Annotated in this window: 13 protein-coding genes and 1 riboswitch; of the genes, 12 read left to right on the plus strand and 1 reads right to left on the minus strand. The window is 72.8% G+C overall.

Going from position 1 to position 14,550, the window contains the following annotated elements; genetic code table 11:
• The first annotated feature begins 178 nt into the window (after positions 1-178).
• The 11 genes from pgeF to LCD31_RS16920 all read left to right on the plus strand — a co-directional run bounded on the left by pgeF (position 179) and on the right by LCD31_RS16920 (position 11,534).
• Positions 179-895: a peptidoglycan editing factor PgeF gene (gene pgeF, locus LCD31_RS16870; RefSeq protein ID WP_224959329.1), complete on the plus strand. Its 717-nt coding sequence runs from the start codon at positions 179-181 to the stop codon at positions 893-895.
• Entirely contained in the window at positions 892-1,629 is a 738-nt protein-coding gene (locus LCD31_RS16875; RefSeq protein ID WP_224959330.1) for a YggS family pyridoxal phosphate-dependent enzyme, read from the plus strand. Before pgeF ends, LCD31_RS16875 begins: the two co-directional genes overlap by 4 nt.
• A gap of 71 nt (positions 1,630-1,700) precedes the next feature.
• Positions 1,701-2,351 (plus strand): cell division protein SepF, encoded by a 651-nt coding sequence (locus LCD31_RS16880; RefSeq protein WP_224959331.1) that lies wholly within the window; start codon positions 1,701-1,703, stop codon positions 2,349-2,351.
• 19 nt (positions 2,352-2,370) lie between these two features.
• A complete protein-coding gene (locus LCD31_RS16885; RefSeq protein WP_224959332.1) occupies positions 2,371-2,670 on the plus strand; it encodes a YggT family protein in 300 nt (99 codons plus the stop codon).
• Between the two features lie 47 nt (positions 2,671-2,717).
• Positions 2,718-3,545: a DivIVA domain-containing protein gene (locus LCD31_RS16890; protein ID WP_224959333.1), complete on the plus strand. Its 828-nt coding sequence runs from the start codon at positions 2,718-2,720 to the stop codon at positions 3,543-3,545.
• A gap of 117 nt (positions 3,546-3,662) precedes the next feature.
• The gene (locus LCD31_RS16895; RefSeq protein WP_224959334.1) at positions 3,663-4,139 is read left to right on the plus strand and encodes a hypothetical protein; all 477 of its coding nucleotides are present in this window, start codon (positions 3,663-3,665) and stop codon (positions 4,137-4,139) included.
• 397 nt (positions 4,140-4,536) lie between these two features.
• Positions 4,537-7,725, plus strand: coding sequence for an isoleucine--tRNA ligase (gene ileS / locus LCD31_RS16900; RefSeq protein ID WP_224959335.1), 3,189 nt, complete (start codon positions 4,537-4,539; stop codon positions 7,723-7,725).
• 124 nt (positions 7,726-7,849) lie between these two features.
• Positions 7,850-7,964, plus strand: a riboswitch (SAM riboswitch).
• A gap of 71 nt (positions 7,965-8,035) precedes the next feature.
• On the plus strand, positions 8,036-9,364 hold the full coding sequence (locus LCD31_RS16905) for an aminotransferase class V-fold PLP-dependent enzyme (RefSeq protein ID WP_224959342.1): 1,329 nt from the start codon (positions 8,036-8,038) through the stop codon (positions 9,362-9,364).
• Between the two features lie 34 nt (positions 9,365-9,398).
• A complete protein-coding gene (lspA, locus tag LCD31_RS16910) occupies positions 9,399-10,112 on the plus strand; it encodes a signal peptidase II (protein WP_224959336.1) in 714 nt (237 codons plus the stop codon).
• 11 nt (positions 10,113-10,123) lie between these two features.
• Positions 10,124-11,041: an RluA family pseudouridine synthase gene (locus tag LCD31_RS16915; RefSeq protein WP_373690067.1), complete on the plus strand. Its 918-nt coding sequence runs from the start codon at positions 10,124-10,126 to the stop codon at positions 11,039-11,041.
• Positions 11,042-11,159: 118 nt separating this feature from the next.
• Positions 11,160-11,534: a hypothetical protein gene (locus tag LCD31_RS16920; protein ID WP_224959338.1), complete on the plus strand. Its 375-nt coding sequence runs from the start codon at positions 11,160-11,162 to the stop codon at positions 11,532-11,534.
• Between the two features lie 223 nt (positions 11,535-11,757).
• On the opposite strand, the gene LCD31_RS16925 is transcribed toward LCD31_RS16920, so the two are convergent.
• Positions 11,758-12,774 carry an AsnC family protein gene (locus LCD31_RS16925; RefSeq protein WP_224959339.1) on the minus strand — a complete coding sequence of 339 codons (1,017 nt, stop codon included), beginning with the start codon at positions 12,772-12,774 and terminating at the stop codon, positions 11,758-11,760.
• A 412-nt stretch (positions 12,775-13,186) separates the two neighbouring features.
• Here LCD31_RS16925 and LCD31_RS16930 point away from each other — a divergent pair, with 412 nt between their 5' ends.
• On the plus strand, positions 13,187-14,407 hold the full coding sequence (locus tag LCD31_RS16930; RefSeq protein ID WP_224959341.1) for a cytochrome P450: 1,221 nt from the start codon (positions 13,187-13,189) through the stop codon (positions 14,405-14,407).
• The last annotated feature ends 143 nt before the right edge of the window (positions 14,408-14,550 follow it).

Raw genomic sequence — 14,550 nt, forward strand, 5'->3', positions numbered from 1 at the left:
TCAAAACCCCCCCGCGGGGAAAAACCCCCCGATCATGCCCGGCTGACCCCGCGCCGGCGGGGCCCTTATGGGCCCCGGGCCCGCACTCCGCCCGGGGCCCCGCTCATGTGCGGGCACCGGTGCTCCGGGACGCCGCCCCGCCAGTCGGCAACGACCCTTCGAGATCGGGAGTGATGGAGTGCGGATCCGGCGCGTGATCACCACGCGGGAAGGCGGCAGCTCGAAGCCGCCGTTCGACTCGTTCAACCTCGGCGGCCGGGTCGGCGACGACCCCGAGGCGCTCGCGGCCAACGAGCGCAAGCTCGCCGCCGGCATCGGGCTGGACCCGTCGCGGCTGGTGTGGATGGAGCAGATCCACGGCAAGAACGCCGAACTCGTCGACGGCCCGCGCCCGGAACCGGTGGAGGCCACCGACGCCCTGGTGAGCGCGCAGCCCGGGCTGGCGCTGGCGGTGCTCACCGCGGACTGCGTGCCGGTGCTGCTCGGCGACCCGGTGACCGGCGTGGTGGCCGCGGTGCACGCGGGCCGGGTCGGCGCCCGGGTCGGCGTCCTCGTCGAGGCACTGAAGGCGATGCGCGGCGCGGGCGCCCGCATCGACGACATCGAGGCGCTGCTGGGACCCGCCGCCTGCGGCCAGTGCTACGAGGTGCCCGAGTCGATGCGCGACGACGTCGAGGAGTACCTGCCCGGCAGCGCCTGCCGCACCCGCAAGGGCACGCCGGGGCTGGACCTGCGCGCGGGGCTGTGGGAGCAGCTGGCGGGCGCCGGGATCGCGAAGATCGGCATCGATCCGCGCTGCACGATGGAGAGCCGCGAGCTGTTCAGCCACCGCCGTGACGGGCCCCGCACGGGCCGGTTCGCCGCCGTGGTGTGGGCGGAGCGGGAGGAGTCGTGAGCGAGGACGACGAGCGCCGCGCGGAGCTCGCCGAGTCCCTGAGCTCGATCCGGCAGCGCCTCGCGGCGGCCTGTGCGGCCGCTGGGCGGCCGGTGGCGGACGTGCAGCTGCTGGCGGTGACCAAGACCTTCCCGGCGCGGGACGTGGCGCTGCTGGCCGATCTGGGCCTGGTCTCGTTCGCGGAGAACCGCGAGCAGGAGGCCCGGCCGAAGGTCGCCGAGCTGGCCGCCCTGCGCCCCGCCGCGGAGGCGCGCTGGCACATGGTCGGGCAGCTGCAGCGGAACAAGGCGCGCTCGGTCGCCCGCTGGGCGGACGTCGTGGAGTCCGCGGACAGCCCGCGGCTGGTGGAGGCGCTGGCCGGTGCCGTGCGCAACGCGCTCGACGCGGGAGAGCGGACACGCCCGCTCGAAGTTCTCGTTCAGGTGAACCTGGACGAGGCGGCCGGCCGGGGTGGCTGCCCCGCCGCCGAGGTGCCCGCGCTCGCCGCCGACATCGCCGCGCGGGATGAGCTCAGGTTGCGCGGAGTCATGGCCGTGGCGCCTCAGAACACCGCGCCGGACGTGGCCTTCGACACACTTTCGGCGATCTCCACCCGGCTCCGCCGGGACCACCCCGAAGCTGGGGAGATCTCGGCGGGGATGAGCGGCGATCTGGAGAGTGCTGTGGCCCACGGCTCCACCAGGGTGCGTGTCGGAACAGCGCTGCTGGGAGGGCGGCGGTTAATCTCGCCGTAGCCTGGGCGGAGGGTCGAACGCCGGTCGAACCGCGCTCGGCTCCGGAGGAGTCGCGGAGGAAGGGCACGCCGATGAGCACGATGCACAAGCTGAAGGCCTACTTCGGCATGGTGCCCGCCGACGAGGTCGACGACTTCGACGACGAGCCCTACGGCGACCGGTACGGCGATGCGGGCGAGTACGACGCGCCAGCCGACCGGGTCGGACGGCGGCGCGTCGGAGTGCGCGGCGGCTACCAGGACGAGGCGGCCGCCGACGAGGGATTCGACGATCACGGGCACCGCGAGGCCGCGCACCGGGACACCGGTCACCGCGGCGAGGAGTACCGCGACGTCAAGCCGTCGCGCAGGCAGTGGACGCCGGAGACCGCGGCGCGCACGGCCGCCGAGCGGGAGTCCGTCTCCCGGTTGCGGGCCGTCACCGACACCGGCAGCCACTTCAACTTGAGCAAGATCACAACTCTGCATCCTCGCAGCTACAGCGAGGCCCGCACGATCGGGGAGCAGTACCGGGACGGCACTCCTGTGATCATGAACCTGACGGAGATGGACGAAGCGGACGCCAAGCGTCTGGTCGACTTCGCCGCAGGTCTGGCCTTCGCGATGCGCGGTTCGATCGAGAAGGTCACCAACCGGGTGTTCTTGCTCTCACCCCCGAACGTGGACGTCGCAGCCGAGGACAAGCGCCGCTTGGCCGAGGGTGCCTTTTTCAACTACGGGTGACCGGTGGCAGAGTTGAGCTGTGGAACTGGCGCTGATCGTCCTTTACTACGCGGTCTTCTTCTTCTGGCTGCTGCTCACGGCCCGTATCGTGATCGAGCTCGTCCGGGTGTTCGCCCGCGACTGGCGCCCCGCTGGAGGGGTTGCAATCGCGTTGGAGAGCATCTACACAGTGACCGACCCGCCGATCCGGCTGCTGCGTCGGGTGATCCCGACGGTCCGGATCGGCGGTGTAGGGCTGGACCTATCCATTATGGTGCTGCTGCTGGTTGTGTTCATACTGATGCAGCTGCTGTTGAGACTATGGGCGCAGTCCGGGTAACGGGGAACCCGGGTGACCCGCAGCCGAAGAGTGCGTGAGGTGATCTTGTGGGCTTGACCCCCGCCGACGTGCATAACGTCGCGTTCAGTAAACCGCCGATCGGGAAGCGCGGTTACAACGAGGACGAGGTGGATGCTTTCCTCGACCTGGTTGAAGCCGAGCTCGCCCGGTTGGTGGAGGAGAACAACGACCTGCGGAGCCAGATGGAGCAGCTGGAGGGCCAGCTGCAGACCGCGCAGGTCGATCTCGACGACGCGCGCAGTCAGGCGTCCGCGGTTCCCGCCGCCCCCGCTCCGGTGGAGGAACCGCGTCGGCTCGCGCCGGTCCCGGCTCCCACCGCGGCCGAGCAGACCTCGCCGGGTGGTGACCACCACGTGCAGGCCGCCAAGGTCCTCGGGCTCGCCCAGGAGATGGCGGACCGGCTGACCGGCGAGGCGAAGGCCGAAGCCGACGGCATGCTCTCGGAGGCCCGGACCAAGTCCGAGCAGTTGCTCTCCGACGCCCGGTCGAAGTCGGACAGCATGGTCAACGAGGCGCGCACCCGCGCCGAGACGATGCTCAACGACGCCCGGACCAGGGCCGAGACGCTGGAGCGGCAGGCCAGGGAGAAGGCCGCCGGTCTGGAACGCGACGCGCAGCGCAAGCACGCCGAGGTGATGGGCAACATCACCCAGGAGAAGAACGCGCTGGAGAAGAAGATCGACACCTTGCGCACCTTCGAGCGCGAGTACCGCACCCGGTTGCAGACCTACCTGGAATCGCAGCTGCGTGAACTGCAGGACCGCGGATCGGCGGCACCCGCCGAGAGCGGGAGCCGCGCTGCCGGCCAGCAGAACACCTACAGCTTCGGAGCTCGGGCCGCCGAAGCCGGCTGAGCGGGCCGGTGACCGGATCCGCCGGTCGTGAGCCATCGCGCGGCCCAGGAGCCGCCGGTGGTCGGCTGCGGAGGGGACAAGGGGGTCCCCGCACGGTGCGGTGAAGGGAAGTTCGGCGTGTTGTTGGTAGTGCTGTTCCTGGTCCTGGCGGCCGGTGGCGTGCTGGTGACGTCGGTGCTGGTCCAACGCCCGGAATGGGCGTGGTTGTCGGTGCTGCTCAGCGTGCTGGCCGCGGCACTGCTCGTGGTGGAACGGTTGCGGCGGCGGAGGGAAGCGAGCTCACCGCCGCGGCAACCGGTCTCCGCGGGCGAGGCGGGGCAGGACCCGGCGGCACCGGCCGGCGAGGTCGACGTCGACGAGGAACCGGACGAGGAGGACACCGATGCGGCGGACGCGCTGCTGGTGTCCGAATCGGACGACGAAGTCGTGGTCGTCGACGAACGTCCCCGGTACCACTTGGCGAGCTGCGACTGGCTCGGCGAGCGCGAGGTGCAGGGGCTGCCGGTGAAGGAGGCCCGGGAACTGGGCTTCACGGCCTGCTCCCGCTGCACCCCGGACGCGGTGCTGGCGGGACAGGCGCGCGCCGCGCGCTAGCAGGACCGCCGGGAACGCGGATCCGCCGCGGAGCGCTCAGGGCCCTGGGCGCGGACCGCGGTGGCCGCGGGAAACCGGTGGCGTCGAATGGTTATGCTGAATGCGGGCTGGTCGCCGGGGAGCGACCGGCCCGCATCGGCGTTGATCCGGCCATCACCGGGGAGCCTCCGGAAGAACGGGCGCAGTGCTCCAGCGGGAGCAGCGCCCCAGTAGAACCGGACGGGTCCGGCCCGTGACAGCCGGCAACGAGTGGCCGTCGCGTTCTGCGGCGGCAAGCGGGGTGGTACCGCGGGACGCGGGCGGCCGGATGGTCGCGCGCCGTGTCGTCCCCGTGTGGGCATCGAGTCCGGATGCCCGTGCGGCTGCTGACGACACACCGGCGAGGAGAACACCCGCGATGGCTTACCCGAAGGTCCGATTCGGCGGAACGGCCGCCCCGGAGGACGCGGATCGAGAGGCCCCCCAGGAGCGCGGGGTGGCCGCGCAACCGTCGTTCCCGCAGGTCGAGCGGGAAGTGCTGGACTTCTGGTCCGCGGACGGGACGTTCCGGGAGAGCGTGCAGGCCAGGGACGCGGGCGTCAACGGCTCGAACGAGTTCGTCTTCTACGACGGGCCGCCGTTCGCCAACGGCCTGCCGCACTACGGCCACCTGCTCACCGGGTACGTCAAGGACGCGGTGCCGCGCTACCAGACGATGCGCGGCCGCCGGGTGGAGCGCCGCTTCGGCTGGGACTGCCACGGGCTGCCCGCCGAGGTGCAGGCGGAGAAGCAACTCGGCATCACCTCGAAGTCCGAGATCGAGTCGATGGGCGTCGCCGAGTTCAACGACGCCTGCCGCGCCTCGGTGCTGCGCTACACGCGGGAGTGGGAGGACTACGTCACCCGCCAGGCCCGCTGGGTGGACTTCGAGAACGACTACAAGACGCTCGACGTGGACTACATGGAGAGCGTCATGTGGGCGTTCAAGACCTTGTGGGACAAGGGCTTGGTCTACGAGGGCTTCCGGGTGCTCTGGTACTGCTGGCGCTGCGAGACGCCGCTGTCCAACACCGAGACGCGGATGGACGACACCTACCGGCAGCGGCAGGACCCGGCGGTGACGGTGGGCCTGCGGCTCGTCGCGCCGGGCAAGGCGTTCGACGGGGCGCTGGCCCTGGTCTGGACGACGACCCCGTGGACGTTGCCGTCGAACCTCGCGGCCGCGGTGCACCCCGAGGTGGACTACGTGCTGGTGGAGCCCGGCCAGGGCGGGGAGCGCTACGTGCTCGCCGAGGCCCGGCTGGGCGCGTACGCGCGGGAGCTCGGCGAGGACGTCGCCGACCGCGTCGTCGCCCGGTTCACCGGCGCCGAGCTGATCGGCACGAGCTACCGGCCGCCGTTCGACTTCTTCGCCGGGCGACCCAACGCCCACCAGGTGCTGCCCGCCGACTACGTCACCACCGAGGACGGCACCGGTGTCGTGCACATCGCGCCCGCCTTCGGTGAGGAGGACAAGGCCGTCACCGACGCGCACGACATCGAACCGGTCGTCCCGGTCGACGCGCGGGGCCGGTTCACCGCCGAGGTCGCGCCGTACGAGGGCCAGCAGGTCTTCGAGGCGAACAAGCAGATCATCCGGGATCTCAAGGAAGCCGGGCTGCTGCTGCGGCACGAGACCTACGACCACCCGTACCCGCACTGCTGGCGCTGCGACAACGCGCTGATCCAGCGGGCCCTGTCGTCCTGGTTCGTGGCCGTCACCCGGTTCCGGGACCGCATGGTCGAGCTCAACCAGCAGATCAACTGGGTGCCGGGGCACATCCGGGACGGCCAGTTCGGCAAGTGGCTGTCCAACGCCCGCGACTGGAACATCTCGCGGAACCGGTTCTGGGGTTCGCCGATCCCGGTGTGGACCTCGGACGACCCGGCGTACCCGCGCACCGACGTGTACGGCTCGCTGGACGAGCTGGAGCGCGACTTCGGGGTACGGCCCGCCGACCTGCACCGCCCGAACATCGACGAGCTGACCCGGCCGAACCCGGACGACCCGACCGGCGCGTCCACGATGCGGCGGGTGCCGGAGGTGCTGGACTGCTGGTTCGAGTCCGGGGCGATGCCGTTCGCGCAGGTCCACTACCCGTTCGAGAACTCCGACTGGTTCGAGCACCACTACCCGGGCGACTTCATCGTCGAGTACAACGGCCAGTCCCGCGGCTGGTTCTACCTGCTGCACGTGCTGGCCACCGCGCTGTTCGACCGGCCCGCGTTCTCCAACGTGGTCGCGCACGGCATCGTGCTCGGCGACGACGGCATGAAGATGTCGAAGTCGAAGAACAACTACCCGGACGTGAACGAGGTCTTCGACCGCGACGGTTCGGACGCGATGCGCTGGTTCCTGATGGCGAGCCCGATCCTGCGCGGCGGAGACCTGGTGGTCACCGAGCGCGGCATCCGGGACGCGGTGCGCCAGGCGGTGCTGCCGCTGTGGAACTCCTGGTACTTCCTGGCGTTGTACGCCAACGCCGAAGGAGTCGAGGGCCGGTTCCGGGTGGACAGCGAGCACGTGCTGGACCGCTACGTGCTCGCCAAGGCGCACGAGCTGGTCGGCGACGTGCAGGCCGCGATGGACGTGTTCGACCCGGCCGGGGCGTGCGCCGCTGTCCGCGACTTCCTGGAGGTGCTGACCAACTGGTACGTGCGCCGCTCCCGGGACCGGTTCTGGGCCGGGGACGCCGACGCCATCGACACCCTGCACACCGTGCTGGAGGTGACCTGCCGGGTGGTGGCGCCGCTGCTGCCGCTGACCGCGGAAGCGGTGTGGCGCGGGCTCACCGGCGGCCGCTCGGTACACCTGTCGGACTGGCCGCTGGTCGACGAGCTGCCTGCCGACGCGGCGCTGGTCTCCGCGATGGACCGGGTGCGGCAGGTGTGCTCCTCGGCGCTGGCGCTGCGGAAGTCGAACTCGCGCCGCGTCCGGCTGCCGCTGGCGAAGCTGGTCGTGGCCATGCCGGAGGCCGAGTCGCTGCGGCCGTTCGTCGACCTGGTCCGGGACGAGGTGAACGTCAAGGAGGTCGAGCTGACCACCGACGTCGCCGCGCACGGCCGGTTCGAGATCGCCGTGAACGCCCGCGCCGCCGGACCTCGGCTGGGCAAGGACGTGCAGCGGGTGATCAAGGCCGTGAAGTCCGGTGACTGGACCCGCAACGCGGCCGGGGCCGTGGTCGCCGACGGCACCGAACTGCAGGAGGGCGAGTTCACCGAGCGGCTGGTGTCCACCGACTCCGGTGCCGCGGCCGCGTTGCCGGGCGGCGCCGGGATGGTGGTGCTGGACTGCGACGTCACCCCGGAGCTGGCCGCCGAAGGCGTGGCCCGCGACCTGGTGCGCGTCGTGCAGCAGGCGCGCCGGGACGCCGGTTTCGAGATCTCCGACCGCATCCGCGTCGAGGTCTCCGCGCCGGCCGAGGTGCTGGCCGCCGTGGACGCGCACCGCGAGTTCATCGCCGCCGAAACGCTCGCCGACGCCGTGTCCGAGGGCGCGGCCGCGGGTGGTTCCGCGGGCAGCGTCGGGGACGGCGTGGACGTCTCGGTCGCCGTCGAACGGGTCTGATCGGTCGCCGCCGGGCGGGTCCGCGGGAACCACCGCGGATCCGCCCGGACGGGCGTGGCGCACCTCCCACTTCGCACGGGGTGGTTGCGCGCGGCGGGGGCGATCCCTAGTCTTCTCCGTCGAAGGTCATGAGTGCCAGCGGGAAACCCCGGTTTGCTGGCCGGCAACCCTCCTACCGCGGTGGGGTGCCCCGGGTGAGGACCTGGCCGATCGCGCAGGGCGATCGGCAAGCGCGGGCCCCGAATGCTCCGGGCCCGGTGAGGCCCTAGGAGGCATCGTGTCGTCAGCCGTCCGCTCCGCCACCGGCGAGATCGCCGAAACCCCGATCTGGTCCGTCGGGGACTCCGTTCCCGCGGTCCCCGCGGTCGTCGGCGCGCAGCTGCGGGTTCCGCTGGTCACCGGCGGTTCCGCCGAGTACGCCAACCTGGACCACGGGGCCAGCGCGCCTTGCCTGAACGCGGTGCGCGACGCCGTGAACGAGCTGCTGCCCTGGTACGCCAGCGTGCACCGCGGCGCCGGGTTCGCCTCCCAGGTGTGCACCCGGGTCTACGAGGGGGCGCGGGAGACGCTGCGCCGGTTCGTCGGCGCCCGCCGCACCGATTCGGTGATCTTCACCCGGAACACCACCGACGCGCTGAACCTGCTGGCCGCCGCGCTTCCCGCGGACACCTCGGTGGTCGTGTTCGACACCGAGCACCACGCGGCGCTGCTGCCGTGGGCGGGGGAGCGGGTGCACCACCTCGGCATCCCGGAGAGCCCGCAGGAGGCGGTGCGACTGCTCGACGCCGCGCTCGCCGAGTGCGCCGACGGGCCGAAGCTGGCCGTGCTCACCGGGGCGTCCAACGTGACCGGCGAGCTGTGGCCGGTCGCCGAGCTCGCCCGCGTCGCCCGCGAGCACGGCGCCCGCACCGTGCTCGACGCCGCCCAGCTCGCCCCGCACCGCCCGGTGCGCATCGCCGACCTCGGCGTGGACCACGCCGTGCTGTCCGGGCACAAGCTCTACGCCCCGTTCGGCGCGGGAGCGCTCATCGGCCGCGACGACTGGCTGGACCGGGCCGAGCCGTACCTGGCCGGCGGCGGCGCCACCCGATCGGTCCCCGACGCGGGCGAGATCGACTGGAACACCGGTCCGGAGCGGCACGAGGCCGGTTCGCCGAACACCGTCGGGGTGCACGCGCTCGCCAAGGCCTGCGAGGTGCTCGCCGAGCACGCCGAGGCGATCGAGGGGCACGAGGACCTGCTGCTGCGCAGGCTCCGCGCCGGGCTCGCCACCGTTCCCGGGCTGCGCGAGCTGGGTCTGTTCGGCCCCGAGCACGACCGGGTCGGCGTGGTCAGCTTCACCGTGGACGGCCAGGACCCCGGGCTGCTGGCGGCGGCGCTGTCCGCGGAGCACGGCATCGGCGTGCGGGACGGGCTGTTCTGCGCGCACCGGGCCGTGCGGCACCTGCTGGCGGGCACCGACGCGCAGCGCGCCGTGCGGATCAGCCTCGGTCTCGGCACCACCGTCGAGCACGTGGACCGGATCGTCACCGCGCTGCGCGGGCTCGTCGCCCACGGTCCGCAGTGGAGCTACGAACTCGACGGCGGCCGCTGGGTTCCCGTCGACGACCCGCGCGAGTTCCCCGCCGCGTTGGCGTGAGCCGCTGCGAACGACCGATCGGCGGTCGGGGAGAATGGGCCGGGTGAACACCGAGCAGTCCGACTCCGAGCAGCCCGGATCGAACCCCGCCACCGGCGAGGGCTCGTCCTCAGAACCGGAAGCGCGACCCGCCGCGAGCGGGGACGGCGGTACCGCCGCGAGCGAGCCGGACCCGGGTTCGGACGGCGACGGTTCGACCGCGGTCGGGGCGGCCGGTGGCCGTGCCTCGCGGAAGCTGCTGGCGCTGCTGTTCGGGGTGGCCGCGCTGCTGCTCGCCGCGGACGTGGTGACCAAGATCGCCGCGGTCGCGCGGCTCGACGGGCAGCCGCCGCTGGAACTGTTCGGCGGGGCGGTGTACCTGGTGCTGGTGCGCAACCCGGGGGCGGCGTTCTCGCTGGCCACCGGCATGACCTGGCTGCTGGCGCTGCTGGCGATCGTCGTGGTCGGCGTCATCGTGTGGCTGGCGCCGAAGCTGCGCTCCACCGGGTGGGCCGTCGGGCTCGGCCTGGTGCTGGGCGGGGCGTGCGGGAACCTGGTCGACCGGTTGTTCCGGGAGCCCGGGCCGTTGCGCGGCCACGTCGTGGACTTCGTGTCGCTGTTCGCGCCGGACGGCAGCGTGTGGCCGGTGTTCAACGTCGCCGACTCGTCCATCGTGTGTGGCGGGATCCTCGTGGTGCTGCTGTCGCTGCTCGGCCGCGACTACGACGGCACCGTGCACACCCGGAAGAAGCGCGAGGACCGGGCATGAGCGATCTGCGGATGCTCCCGGTCCCCGACGGCCTCGAAGGGATGCGGGTCGACGCGGGCCTGGCGAAGTTGCTCGGGTTGTCCCGGAACACGGTGGCGGGGCTCGCCGAATCCGGTGAGGTGCTGCTCGACGGCGCTCCCGTCGGCAAGTCGGACCGGCTGATCGCGGGCGGGCTGGTGGAAGTGACGCTGCCCGACGCGCGGCCCGAACCGGAAGTGGTCGCGGTGCCCGTGGAGGGCCTGCGGATCCTGCACCAGGACGACGACATCGTCGTGGTCGACAAGCCCATCGGCGTCGCCGTGCACCCCAGCCCCGGTTGGGAGGGCCCCACCGTGATCGGCGGGCTCGCCGCCGCGGGCGTGCGCATCGCGACCTCGGGCGCCGCGGAGCGCCAGGGCGTGGTGCACCGGCTCGACGCGGGCACCACCGGCGTCATGGTCGCCGCGAAGAGCGAACACGCCTACACCGCGCTGAAGCGGGCGTTCAAGGAGCGCACCGTGGAGAAGCGCTACCACGCGCTGGTGCAGGGCCACCCCGATCCGAGCAGCGGCACCATCGACGCGCCGATCGACCGCCACCCCAAGCACGACTACAAGTTCGCCGTGGTCAGCGGAGGCAAGCCCAGCATCACCCACTACGAGACGGTGGAGGCGTTCCGCGCCGCGTCCCTGGTGGACGTGAAGCTGGAGACCGGGCGCACGCACCAGATCCGGGTGCACTTCTCCGCGGTCCGGCACCCGTGCGCGGGCGACCTCACCTACGGCGCGGATCCGGTGCTGGCGCGGCGGTTGCAGCTCGGCAGGCAGTGGCTGCACGCGCGGATGCTCGGCTTCGAGCACCCCGCCGACGGGCAGTGGGTGACGTTCACCAGCGACTACCCGGACGACCTCCAGCACGCCCTGGACACCCTCCGCGAACAGGACTCCTGAGCCGCCGGCCGCCCGCTCCCGCCGCCGGGACGCGCGTTGCGGCGATCGTCGTCCGGACGGGTCCGGCCGGTCGCGTAGCGTGGTCGTGCTGATCCAGGAACAGCGGGGGGAGTGGCCGATGACCCAGGCCGGAGCGAGCGGGACGTTCGACGGGCGTCGCGCGGAGTTCACCGACGACACGCCGACGCCGCCGACGGGTCTGCCGCTGGGCGGTGCACCGCCGTCCGCGTCCGCGCGGCGGGACGAGCGCGCGGAGGTCGAGGAGCGGTGGCCCACCACCGACGCGGAGCGGACCGATCCCGGCCAGCAGGGGCTGGCGGAGCTGCTGGCGGCGGAGGACGTCGGCCGCGCGGGCCCGGCGGTGCTCGGCGCCGATCCGGAACCCGGCCCGTCCGCGGACGCGGGTGACTGGCCGACCCTGCAACGCCGCGAACGCCGCCCGGAGCGCCCTCGCGGCGGTCCCCTCGACTGGGTTCGCCGCCGCGGCAACTGAGTGTCCGAAGTGGACGGACCAGCTGCGGGCTCCCGCGGTGGGTCCGGCGTCTTCCCGTCACCGGCGACCACCTGAGCAAGCCGCCCCACGCGAGTTCTCGGCCGTCTTCCAGCGAGGACGGCGCTTTCCCCTGTGGCGCAGAGCCACCGGTGCGAACGATCCCCCTCGGCGAGCGGACGGGCGAGGTTCCACCACCGCCCCGCTCAGCAGCGCGAACGCGGAATCAGAGATCGGTGATGTCCCAGTGGAGGGTGCGCTGGTCGTCCCCGGGGCGCATGGCCCAGCGGACCGTGGACAGCTCGGTGTCCTCCGGCAGCACGTACACGGTGTGCCCGCCCGCGGTCTCGCCGGGCGGCACGCCGATGCGGTGCGGCGGCCGGGAGGACAACGCGACCGGTGCCTTGCCCACGGTGGACCCGTCCTCGGCGACCAGGACCAGGTAGAGGTCGGGCAGCGAGGTGAACGGCATCGGGCTGCGGTTGGTGAGCTCGGTGTGCACGACGACCGAGCGCTCGCCCTCCTGCAGCTGGTAGCCGGCCGCGGTGAACAGGAAGTCGGCCGGGTCGACGACCTCGACGAGCTGGATGGTGATCCGCTCGCCTTCGGGACCGTCCACGTCGAGCTTGCTGCCGACCTTGCCGGTGCGGGCCGCGGCGGGCACCGGGGTCTTGGCGGTCGGCGCGTGCGGGTTCGCCGGCTGCTGCGCCGGTTGCGGCCCGGACTGCGGTCCGCTCGCGGGCTGGCCGGGCTGCGGGGGCCGCTGCTGGTCGCCGCGCGCCCACGCGGCTGATCCGGGCGGGCCCCACGGGTTCGGCTGCGCCTGCTGCGGTGCGGGCGGCGGCGCGGGCCTGACCTGCTGCGGCTGGCCGAAGGAGGCGGGCGGGCCCGCGGGGGTGAACGGTTGCGGGCCACTGGGCGGGTTCTGGCCGGGATGCCCGCCGCTGTGCGCTCCGCTGGGGCCGCCGTGCACCTGGTAGCCGCCGCTGGGCGGGTTGGGCACCTGGTAGCCGCCGCTGGCCTGGGTCCAGGCGTTCGCGGCGGCGACCGCGTTGCGGATGCCCACCGGGTCGCACTCGACGCCGACGACCATGGGCAGCCCGGTGGTGGAGAGCACCGCGAGCCGGGCGGCCACGTCGCGGACGTCCATCCCGAGCCGCGACGCGATCTCGTGGACCGCGGCGCGCCCGGATTCGGCGACGGCGGTGAGCAGACGTACGTCCACGGGATCAGGTGCGGTCACGTCAGGCCACGCTACCCCCTAGGGGCGATCACCGTCCGCAAGGGCGGGATGTTCGCCGGAACCCGGTCCGCCGAGCTCGACGAGCTCGGGATCGATCCGGCCGGGCGCGGATCCGCGGCACGCCCGGGAGGGTCGCCGACGGCGCCGGGGAGTGGCGTCAGGCCGTCCCGGCCCGGCACCGCCGCGGCCGCCCCTTCGCGCCGAGAACGGGAGGTGCGGGGCGAGCTGACGGGCCTGGCACCTGCTGATCGGATGAGCGGAGCGGGGCCGTTCGGGCGGCCCCTCCCGGGTCCGCGGCGGTACCCGCGGAGCACCTCGGATGGTGGTCTCGGGACCGCCCTGGGAGCTGAGAATCCTCTCAGACAGCGGCGAGTTGACTGTCCCGCGACAGCCTCCGACCCGAGAGGACGCGATGCCCGCCACCACGGAGGACGCCGAGCCGACCGTCCTCGACGACGCGTTCATGCAAGATCCCTACCTGCGCTACGCGCGGCTGCGCGCCGACGCCCCCGCGCAGCGGGTGATCAGCCGGTCGGGCATCCCGGTGTGGGTCGTGACCCGCTACGCCGAAGCACGGCAGGCGCTCTCCGACCCGAGGCTGCAGAAGAACGTCGAAGGCACCAAGAAGGCCATCGACAACCAGCTGGGGGAGGGCGCGCACCGCGCCGAGTTCATCGACGACCTCAACGCGCACCTGCTCAACACGGATCCGCCGGACCACTCCCGGCTGCGCAAGCTCGTGCTCAAGGGCTTCACCCCGCGCCGCGTCGAAGACCTCCGGCCGCGCGTCGAGCAGCTCACCGGCGAACTCCTCGACGAGCTGGCCGACCGCGGCGAGATCGACCTGCTGCACGAGTTCGCGTTCCCGCTGCCCATCACCGTGATCTCCGAGATGCTCGGCGTGGAGCAGGAACGGCACGAGGACTTCAAGCGGTGGACCACGGCGCTGGTCAACGGCGCCGACGCCGAGACGATCAACTCGGCCGGGGCCGCCATCGGCGAGTACATCACCCGGCTCGTCGCCCGCAAGCGCGAAGAACCGGGGGACGACCTGGTCAGCGCGCTCATCGCGGCCGCCGACGGCGCGGACCGGCTCAGCGAACCCGAACTGATCTCCATGGCGTTCCTGCTGCTCGCCGCCGGGCACGAGACGACGGTGAACCTCATCGGCAACTGCGTCCACGACCTGCTCGGCAACCCGGAGCGGCTGGCCGAGGTGCGCGCCGACCCGGACCTCGTCGACGACGCCGTCGAGGAGACGCTGCGGCACGAGAGCCCGGTGAACCTGGCGACCATGCGGCACACCGCCGAACCGGTCCGGCTCGGCGACGTGGACATCCCGGCGGGGGAGCTGGTGCTCGTGTCGCTGGGTTCGGCGAACCGGGACGAGCGGCGCTTCGACCGGCCCGACGAGTTCGACCTGAGCCGCCCCAGCACCGGGCACCTCGGCTTCGGGCACGGCATCCACTTCTGCCTCGGCGCCTCGCTCGCCCGGCTCGAAGCGCGGATCGCGGTGCGCGGACTGCTGGAGCGCTTCCCGGAGCTGAGCCTCGCCGTGGACCCGGCGGAACTGCGGTGGCGGCCCAGCACCCTCGTGCACGGGCTGGAAGAACTGCCGATCAGGTTGTCCTGAAACGCACCGCGGCCCCCCGGGGGGCCGGGGGGGGGGGGGGGGGGGGGGGGCGCCCGCGGGGCCGCCCGCGCGCCCCCGGTTAGGGGCGCCCGCCGGGCGCCCGGCACCCCGGGCGGGCGACCCGGCCCGGGGGGAGAAACCCG

This window comes from Saccharopolyspora sp. 6M (assembly GCF_020176775.1).
GTDB classification, from domain to species: Bacteria; Actinomycetota; Actinomycetes; order Mycobacteriales; family Pseudonocardiaceae; genus Saccharopolyspora_C; species Saccharopolyspora_C gregorii.

Excerpts from the sequence above, each read along its gene's own strand:
- LCD31_RS16930 (WP_224959341.1), top strand. The coding sequence starts at position 13,187 with ATGCCCGCCACCACGGAGGACGCCGAGCCGACCGTCCTCGACGACGCG.
- lspA (WP_224959336.1), top strand. The coding sequence starts at position 9,399 with ATGGGCCGGGTGAACACCGAGCAGTCCGACTCCGAGCAGCCCGGATCG.
- LCD31_RS16880 (WP_224959331.1), top strand. The coding sequence starts at position 1,701 with ATGAGCACGATGCACAAGCTGAAGGCCTACTTCGGCATGGTGCCCGCC.
- LCD31_RS16920 (WP_224959338.1), top strand. The coding sequence starts at position 11,160 with ATGACCCAGGCCGGAGCGAGCGGGACGTTCGACGGGCGTCGCGCGGAG.
- ileS (WP_224959335.1), top strand. The coding sequence starts at position 4,537 with ATGGCTTACCCGAAGGTCCGATTCGGCGGAACGGCCGCCCCGGAGGAC.
- LCD31_RS16915 (WP_373690067.1), top strand. The coding sequence starts at position 10,124 with ATGCTCCCGGTCCCCGACGGCCTCGAAGGGATGCGGGTCGACGCGGGC.